Raw genomic sequence first — 7528 nt, 5'->3', positions numbered from 1 at the left:
AACTTAAGTATCCGCAGATCAGGGGCTCGACACAAGTCATTCGACCCACCTCGCACGATGTTCTTGGACACGCCCCCGAGGGACGGACGTGCGCTGCGGTGCGGATCAGGCCGTGAGCGACGGCACCAGGTCCACGACGCCGAGCAGGTCGGGCACGACGTGGGTGGCGCCGGCGGCACGCAGCTCGTCGGCGGTGCAGGGGCCGGTGGGCACGGCGATGCCGACGACGTCGGCCGAGCGGCAGGCGTCCATGTCGTGCACGTGGTCGCCGACGTAGGCCGCGACGCCCCGCTCGCGGAAGACGTCGGCCTTGCCCTCGCGCCACACGTCGCCCACGACGTCGAGCTCGACGTCGAGGCGCTGCAGGTGCAGGCGGGCGTTGTGGGTGTTCTTGCCGGTGACGACGAACGCCTCGCCGCCGGCGTCGAGCACGGCCTGCACCGCCTCGCGTGCGCCGGGGAGCAGCTCGACGCGGGGGATCGCCAGCTCGGGGTAGAGGGCGCGGTAGCGGTCGGCGGCGGCCGGGACGTCCTCGGCCGCGAACCAGTTCGCCAGCTCGTGCTCGAGCGGCGGACCCAGGCGGGACGTCACGAGGTCGACGTCGATGGGGGTGCCGGTCTCGGCGGACAGCGCCCGGTAGGTGGCGCCGATGCCGGGACGGGAGTCGACGAGCGTCATGTCNGGACGGTGGCTGCGAGTGCTGCTGACCTGCAGGCCGCGGGGCCGGGGCGTCGGGACCCGGCCGCGGACGTCGTGCGGTCAGAAGTGGGTGGCGGGGTTGCCGGGCCGCGGGCCGGCGGACCGGCGCCGCGTCAGAAGCGACGGATGGTCGGGATGCGGCCGTAGCCGTCGGTCGCGACGAGGTAGGCGGTCTTGGTGACACCGATGGTGACGACGATCGCGCCGAGCACGGAGAGAGCGAGCATGGTGGGGGCCTCCTCGGGAGGGTCGGGGGGTGGTCCTTCCCTCTCAGGATGACCCTGCTCATCGTCAAGGACAAGCGAAGAGAACTACATGTAACGTGTAGCATCTCTACATGGACGTGCGCCGCCTCATGGTTCTCAGGGAATTGTCGGAACGCGGCTCCGTCGGGGCCGTCGCCGACGCGATGAGGGTCACACCGTCGGCGGTCTCCCAGCAGCTGAAGGCGCTCGAGAAGGAGGCCGGCTACCCGCTCGTTCAGGCCGCCGGCCGCGGCGTCGCCCTGACCGAGGCGGGGCGGGCGCTGGCCCGAGCGGCCACCGACATCGCCGTGGCCATCGAGCGCGCCGAGGGGGACTGGCGCGCCTTCATGGAGCAGCCGGCCGGCCGCGTCACCCTCGTGACCTTCCCGACAGGTGGCGAGATGCTGCTGCCGGGCCTGCTGACCCGCATGGCCGAGCGGCCCGACGTCGAGCTGGTGTGCACCGACCTGGAGGACCCCGAGGCGGCCGGTGACCTGACCGCCGACCACGACGTGGTGCTGTCGGACGCGCCGACGACGTCGGCCACGTGGCACGAGCGCGGACTGCAGGTGGTGCCGCTCATGAGCGAGCCGCTCGACGTCGCCCTGCCCGAGGACCACCCGCTCGCGCGGAAGGCGAGCCTGTCGCCCCGTGACGTGGTGGACGAGACGTGGATCGGGGTCCCGCCCGGCTATCCCTTCGACCGGGTGCTGGAGCAGGTGGTGGTCGCCACCGGCCAGCCGGTGCGGGTGGCGCAGCGCTTCGCCGACAACGGGGTGGTGGAGGCGATGGTCGCCGGCGGCCACGGCCTGGCGATCCTCCCGCGCTTCACCACCCGCGAGCACAGCAACGGCCTGGTCACCCGCCCGCTCATCGGCGTCCGCGCCCGCCGCGACATCTCCGCCGTGCTGCGTCCCGACCGCTTCGAGCGCCCCTCCGTCCGCCTCGTCGTCCAGGCCCTCCGCGAGGAGGCGCGGCTCGTCGCCGACGCCCACGGCGCCGCCTGACCGCAGATTCCCAGGTCGACCTGGGTATCTTCCGGTCCGCACGGTTTCCCCTACGTCTGCACGGGTTGCTTCCCGTGCAGACGTAGGCGAACCGTGCAGGTGTCAGGACTTCGAGAATCGGGCTGCGAAGCGCTCGAACTCCGGGCTCGAGAGCGACTCGGCCTGGAACTGCGCCTCGACGTCGAGCGACGCGACGAGGTCCGACGTCGACGCGACGCGCACGGACTCCTTCACGTGCGCCATCAGGGTGGGGTTGCGCTCGCACCAGCCCAGGGCCAGCTCCCTGGCGCGGGACGGCGCGTCGTCCACGAGCTCCTGGGCGATGCCGAGCCGCAGCGCGTGGTCGGCCCCGATCACGTCGCCGGCGTAGAGCGCGGCGGCCGTGTTGGCCGAGCCGATGCGCTGCGTGAGCATCCAGGTGCAGCCGCCGCCGGGGTGCAGGCCGATCTGGGTGAAGGTCGGTCCGAACCCCGCCTTGGGGCCCGCCACGATCACGTCGCACGCGAGCGCGATGTTGAGGCCGGCTCCTACCGCGGGCCCGTGGACCGCGGCGATCGTCGGGATCGTCAGGTCGCGGATGGGCAGGAACGAGGCGTAGACCTTCATGAGGTGGTCGCGCAGCTCGTCGACGGGCCGGGTGCGGTCACCGAACAGGTTGCCCACGTTGGCACCCGAGCAGAACGCCCGGCCGGCGCCGGTCACCAGGAGGGCGCGGGCCTCCTCGTCGGCGGCCACGGTGGCCACCGCCTGACGCAGCTCGTCGAGCAGTGGCCAGTCGAGCGCGTTGAGCCGCTCCGGGTCGTTCAGCGTGATGGTCCGCAGCGGACCGTCGGACTCCAGCAGCACGTAGGACATGCGGCGACCGTACCGGCGGGACGCCTCAGAGGGCGTGCCGGATGACGTCGGCCATGCCGGCGTAGCCGCGGTCGTTGGGGTGGAACCGGTCCTCGGCGAGGCGCCCGCGCCAGTCGCGCATGTGGGGGACCCGGAAGTCGGCGATCACGATCTCCCCGGCCCGTTCGTGGGCGTCGACGGCCCGGTTGAAGCGTGCGGCGGAGCGCTGCAGACCGGGCTGGGTCGCGACGACGGTGCCGTGCGGCACGGCGTCGAGCAGCGTCTCGATCGCCGAGGGCAGCAGCCTGCTCCACTTGGGGCTCATGAGGTCGTTGTTGCCGATGAGCAGGGTGACGAGCGCGATCTCGTGGCCCTGCTCGCGGACCTGGTCCAGCGCCGGGAGCTGCCGCTCGAGCACGTCGAGCACGCGTGCACCGTTGAACGCCAGGTTGAGCACGGCGGCGTCGCGGATCCTCCTGGGCGGGTCGGCCGCGATCTGGCCGACCCAGCCGCGGTCCGGAGCACTGGCGCCGATGCCCTGGGTCATGGAGTCGCCGAGCGCGACCCACAACGGCCGGCCCGAGCCGAGTGCGCGACGGTTGCTGTCCTCCCACCACCGCGCGTAGGGCTCCACCTGGCCCATGACGCTGCGCACGCCGGGGAGCACCAGCGCGAGCTTCGAGACCACCGGCCCGGGCGGCCGATCGCTCAGGTTGGAGTAGTCGAACGTCGTCACGATCACCAAGTGAAGCAACGGTCGGGTGATCGCGCAGGTCAGGTGAGCGGTCTCACGCGTCAGCCGCGGGGGTCGCGCAGGTCGGCGCCGTCGCCCACGAGGAGGAGTCCGCCGGGCAGGAGGGCGGCCGTGACACGAGGAAGAGCCCGCGACGCGAGAGTGGGGTGACGGCCGTCGAGGGCGCCCACCCGCAGCGCGAACGCGAGGTCGTACGGCGCCTCGTCGGGTTCGAGCAGGAGGTCCTCGACGGCGACCTGCCGGACGTCGAGCCGCCCGGCCGCGATCTCCGCGGCAGCGTGACGTCGGCACTGGTCGACGGCGGTCGCGGAGCGGTCGGTGGCCAGGGTGAAGCCGTCGGGTCCGAGGCGTCGGACGACCTCGCGGGCGGCCGCGCCGGGACCGCACCCGATCTCGAGCACCCGCATCCCGGGCTCGAGCGGGAGCGCGTCGACCGCGGCCAGGATGCGGGCTGACGGCGGGGCGGGCACGCTCCCATCGTCGCCGCTCGCCCGCCGGTTGGGTACCCTGACGTCACCGGCCGATGTAGCTCAATGGCAGAGCGCTTGCTTCCCAAGCAAGACACGCGGGTTCGATTCCCGTCATCGGCTCTCTGCGCCGAAGGCGCCTCGCCCGTTGACGGGAATCGATTCGGGCCCCCCTCCGCGCCGAAGGCGCCCCGCGAGGGATCCCGTCATCGGCTCCCGTCGCGCTCCGTGCGGTGTCCCGCGCACTATCGTCGACCCGACACGCACGGCGGCACCCGCCGCCGGTCCACCGAGGGGGACACCCATGGCACGGCCCAACGTCGAGGCGCTCCGCAAGAAGCAGATCCTCCGGTCGGCCCTGCAGCAGATCTCCGAGCGTGGCGTCGTGGGGCTGCGGGTCTCCGACGTGGCGAAGGGGGCGGGGGTCTCCGGCGGCATCGTGCACTACTACTTCGACACGAAGGTCGACCTCATCCGGGCCGCCTTCGAGGAGAACGCGGCCCAGTCCCTCGAGCGGCGGGCCGCGATCTTCGCCGACGAGGACGCCGACGTCCGCAGCACGCTGCACGCCCTGGTCGACACCTACCTGCCGGCGGACGACACGACCACCGAGTCGTGGCGGGTCTGGATCGAGTGGTGGGCCGCCGCCCTGCGGGACGACGAGCTCGCCGAGGTGCACAACCGCGCCTACGAGGACTGGGCGGCGCGGGTGCAGTCGGTGTTCGGCCGCGTCGACGGCATCGACGCCGACACGGCTCGGTCCCACGCCACGGTCCTGGTGGCGCTGCTCGACGGCCTCACCATCCAGGCGCTCATGGGGTCGCCCACGATGACCGTCGACCACATGCGCGCGACCTGTCGGCGCACCGTCGACCTGCTGCTCGCCGCCGGCTGACGCGCCTCCGTCCTCCCGCCCGGCACTCGCTGGACGGGCGGAAACTCCTGTCGGAAAGTTATTGACTGACGCGCCAGTCAACTATTAACGTGGCGCACGTCACGCGGCGCCGACCCTCTCGTCGAGCCGCAGCATCGCGAAGAAGCTGGAGTGCCTGTGCCCACCGTCCCGGAGTCGTCCGCCCGCTCCCTGTCGTCGTTCCGCGACCCGCGCTCCGTCGCCGTCGTCGGGGCCTCCGACGACCAGGCGAAGTGGGGCTACTGGCTCGCTCGAGGCGCCCTCGAGGGGCGGGGACGTCGGGACGTGTGGCTGGTGAACCGGTCGTCCGACGTCGTCCAGGGCGAGCGGACGTTCCGCGACGTCGCCTCGCTCCCGGCCGCTCCCGAGCTGGTGGTCCTCTGCGTCCCGGCGGCGTCGCTGCCCACCGTCCTCGACGAGGCGCTCGCGGCAGGCTCGCGCGCGTTCCTGGCGATCACCGCCGGGGTGGCCGACGACGACAGGATCCGTTCGGCCCTGCAGGCGCATGGCGCCCGGATGGTCGGCCCCAACAGCCTGGGCCTCTTCGACGCCGGCAGCGACCTGCAGCTGGCCTGGGGCCACTTCACGGCCGGGTCGTTGGCGATCGTCTCGCAGAGCGGTCAGCTGGGCTCGGAGATCGCGAACCTCGCCGCCCGCGCCGGCATCGGGGTCTCCCGCTTCGTGTCCGTCGGCAACCAGCTCGACGTCACGGCCAGCGAGCTCCTCGACGACCTCGCGACCCACGCCGAGACCCGCACGGTCGCCCTCTACCTCGAGAGCTTCGCGGGAGGGCAGGACCTCGTCGCGACGATGCGCCGCCTGCGATCCGCGGGCAAGCACGTCCTGGTCCTCGCAGCCGGTGCGAGCGAGGGCAGCCGACGGCTCGCCGCCAGCCACACCGGCTCCATGACGTCCGCCCTCGAGCTCGTCGACGCAGCGTGCCGCGCCGCGGGTGCCGTGCGCGTGCTGACCCCGACCGAGCTCGTGGACGCCGCGCGTCACCTGAGCGTGGCTCCGCTGCCACAGGGTCGGCGGGTCGCGGTCGTCAGCGACAGCGGGGGACAGGGCGGCGTGGCCGCCGACCGCTGCTTCTCGCTCTCCCTCGACACGCCGGTCCTCGGCGACGAGCTCCAGCAGACCCTGGCCGCGCTGCTCCCGGCGGGTGCCGCGGTGTCCAACCCCGTCGACCTGGCGGGCGCGGGCGAGGCGGACCTGCAGACGTACGCCGTGGTCTGCGAGCAGCTGGCCCGGTCCGGGGAGGTCGACGCGATCGTGCTGTCGGGCTACCTCGGGTGCTACGGGCAGGACACCCCCAGCCTGGAGTCGGCCGAGGTCGACGTGGTCGACCGTCTCGGTCGCCTGGTCGACGGGTCCTCGGTCCCGCTCGTGGTGCACACCATGAGCGCCGGGTCGGTGGCCGTCGACCGCATGTGGGAGCACCACATCCCGACGTACGGAGCGGTCGATCCCGCCGTCAGGTCACTGGCCTACGCGCACCGCCTGGCCGACGACGTCGGGCGCGAGCTCCCGCAGGTCGCGCCGCGTGCGCTGCATCCAGGCGGCGGGTACTGGGCCGCTCGCACCCTGCTCCGGGACCTCGGCGTCGCCGTCCCCGACGCGGTGCGGGTCACCGACGTCGCCGGCGCGCGCGGCGCGGTCGAGACCCTGGCCGGCCCCTGTGCGCTGAAGGCCGGGTGGCTCGCCCACAAGTCCGAGCACGGCGGGGTCGTCCTCGGGCTGCGCGACGCCGACGCCCTGGCGGTGGCCTTCGAGCGGATGCACCGTCGGCTCGGCGACGGCGAGTACGTCGTGGAGCAGATGGACGGCGCCACGGACGTCGTGGAGATGATCGTCGGCGCCCGCCGGGACCGCGACTTCGGCCCGGTCGTCACCGTGGGGGCCGGCGGGACCGAGGCCGAGCTGTGGCGCGACGTCGCGACCGAGCTCGCCCCGGTCGACCGCAGCACGGCCTTCCGCATGGTCGACGCGCTGCGGGTCCGGGCCCTCCTGGACGGCTGGCGGGGTCGCCCCGCCGCCTCCGTCGAGGCCCTCGTCGACGTCGTCGTCGCGGTGTCGGAGGCCGTCGCGGCAGACCCGGACCTCCTCGAGCTCGAGGTGAACCCGCTGCGGGTCTCGCCCAAGGGCGCCGTCGCCGTCGACGCGCTCGTCACGCTGCCACCGGGAGCGCAGCGATGAAGCGCGACGACGTGCTCATCGGCGGGGCCTGGCGCCCGGTCTCGTCCACGACCGACGTGGTGAACCCCGCCGACGGCTCGGTCGTCGGCACGACGGCGCTCGCGACTCGCCACGACGTCGACGCCGCCGTCGCCGCGGCCGGTTCGGCGCTGCCGGCGTGGTCGGCGCTGGCGCCTGGTGAGCGCGCCGCCCACCTCGATCGACTCGTCGAGGTGCTCGAGAGCGACGCCGAGCGACTCGTGGACCTGACCGTCGCCGAGGTCGGCGCACCGATCACGACGGCCCGGCGGTGGCACGTCCACGCCGCGCTCGACGTGCTCCGCTCGGCGGCGGACCACGCCCGCCTCCTGGCGGACGAGCGCCGCGGGAGCGCGGTCCTGCTGCGACGAGCCACCGGTGTGGCGGCACTCGTG

8 protein-coding genes and 1 tRNA gene are annotated in these 7528 nt (G+C 73.4%); 5 read left to right on the top strand and 4 right to left on the bottom strand.

Features of this window, described 5'->3' with window-relative positions; all coding sequences use genetic code 11:
* Positions 1–105: 105 nt before the first annotated feature.
* A complete protein-coding gene (locus tag ASF38_RS04575; RefSeq protein WP_056573959.1) occupies positions 106–678 on the bottom strand; it encodes an HAD family hydrolase in 573 nt (190 codons plus the stop codon).
* Between the two features lie 358 nt (positions 679–1036).
* Here ASF38_RS04575 and ASF38_RS04570 point away from each other — a divergent pair, with 358 nt between their 5' ends.
* Positions 1037–1951, top strand: coding sequence for a LysR family transcriptional regulator (locus tag ASF38_RS04570; protein ID WP_056573956.1), 915 nt, complete (start codon positions 1037–1039; stop codon positions 1949–1951).
* A 102-nt stretch (positions 1952–2053) separates the two neighbouring features.
* On the opposite strand, the gene ASF38_RS04565 is transcribed toward ASF38_RS04570, so the two are convergent.
* From ASF38_RS04565 to ASF38_RS04555, 3 genes are read right to left on the bottom strand one after another with little or no spacing between them, the layout of a single operon-like run.
* A complete protein-coding gene (locus tag ASF38_RS04565) occupies positions 2054–2806 on the bottom strand; it encodes an enoyl-CoA hydratase (protein WP_056573952.1) in 753 nt (250 codons plus the stop codon).
* 25 nt (positions 2807–2831) lie between these two features.
* Positions 2832–3521, bottom strand: a complete 690-nt coding sequence (locus ASF38_RS04560; RefSeq protein ID WP_235497395.1) for an SGNH/GDSL hydrolase family protein — start codon at positions 3519–3521, stop codon at positions 2832–2834.
* A 59-nt stretch (positions 3522–3580) separates the two neighbouring features.
* Positions 3581–4009, bottom strand: a complete 429-nt coding sequence (locus ASF38_RS04555) for a cyclopropane-fatty-acyl-phospholipid synthase family protein (RefSeq protein ID WP_056573946.1) — start codon at positions 4007–4009, stop codon at positions 3581–3583.
* Between the two features lie 49 nt (positions 4010–4058).
* Here ASF38_RS04555 and ASF38_RS04550 point away from each other — a divergent pair.
* From ASF38_RS04550 to ASF38_RS18335, 4 genes are all read left to right on the top strand, one after another.
* Positions 4059–4129: transfer RNA gene (locus ASF38_RS04550), tRNA-Gly, on the top strand.
* Positions 4130–4310: 181 nt separating this feature from the next.
* Complete coding sequence (locus tag ASF38_RS04545; RefSeq protein WP_056573942.1) at positions 4311–4901, top strand: TetR/AcrR family transcriptional regulator; 591 nt, start codon at positions 4311–4313, stop codon at positions 4899–4901.
* Positions 4902–5051: 150 nt separating this feature from the next.
* Positions 5052–7115: an acetate--CoA ligase family protein gene (locus tag ASF38_RS04540; RefSeq protein WP_200914406.1), complete on the top strand. Its 2064-nt coding sequence runs from the start codon at positions 5052–5054 to the stop codon at positions 7113–7115.
* The coding region (locus ASF38_RS18335; RefSeq protein ID WP_200914405.1) for an aldehyde dehydrogenase family protein at positions 7112–7528 on the top strand (417 nt) is incomplete at its 3' end. The genes ASF38_RS04540 and ASF38_RS18335, both read left to right, overlap by 4 nt.

The sequence above is a fragment of the Aeromicrobium sp. Leaf272 genome (assembly GCF_001422865.1).
GTDB lineage: Bacteria > Actinomycetota > Actinomycetes > Propionibacteriales > Nocardioidaceae > Aeromicrobium.
Note: the sequence above shows the minus strand (reverse complement) of the source record. Positions and strands in the feature narration are given on the sequence as shown.

Coding starts and splice junctions, on each gene's coding strand:
- ASF38_RS04545 (WP_056573942.1), top strand. CDS start 4,311: ATGGCACGGCCCAACGTCGAGGCGCTCCGCAAGAAGCAGATCCTCCGG.
- ASF38_RS04570 (WP_056573956.1), top strand. CDS start 1,037: ATGGACGTGCGCCGCCTCATGGTTCTCAGGGAATTGTCGGAACGCGGC.
- ASF38_RS04565 (WP_056573952.1), bottom strand. CDS start 2,806: ATGTCCTACGTGCTGCTGGAGTCCGACGGTCCGCTGCGGACCATCACG.
- ASF38_RS04575 (WP_056573959.1), bottom strand. CDS start 678: ATGACGCTCGTCGACTCCCGTCCCGGCATCGGCGCCACCTACCGGGCG.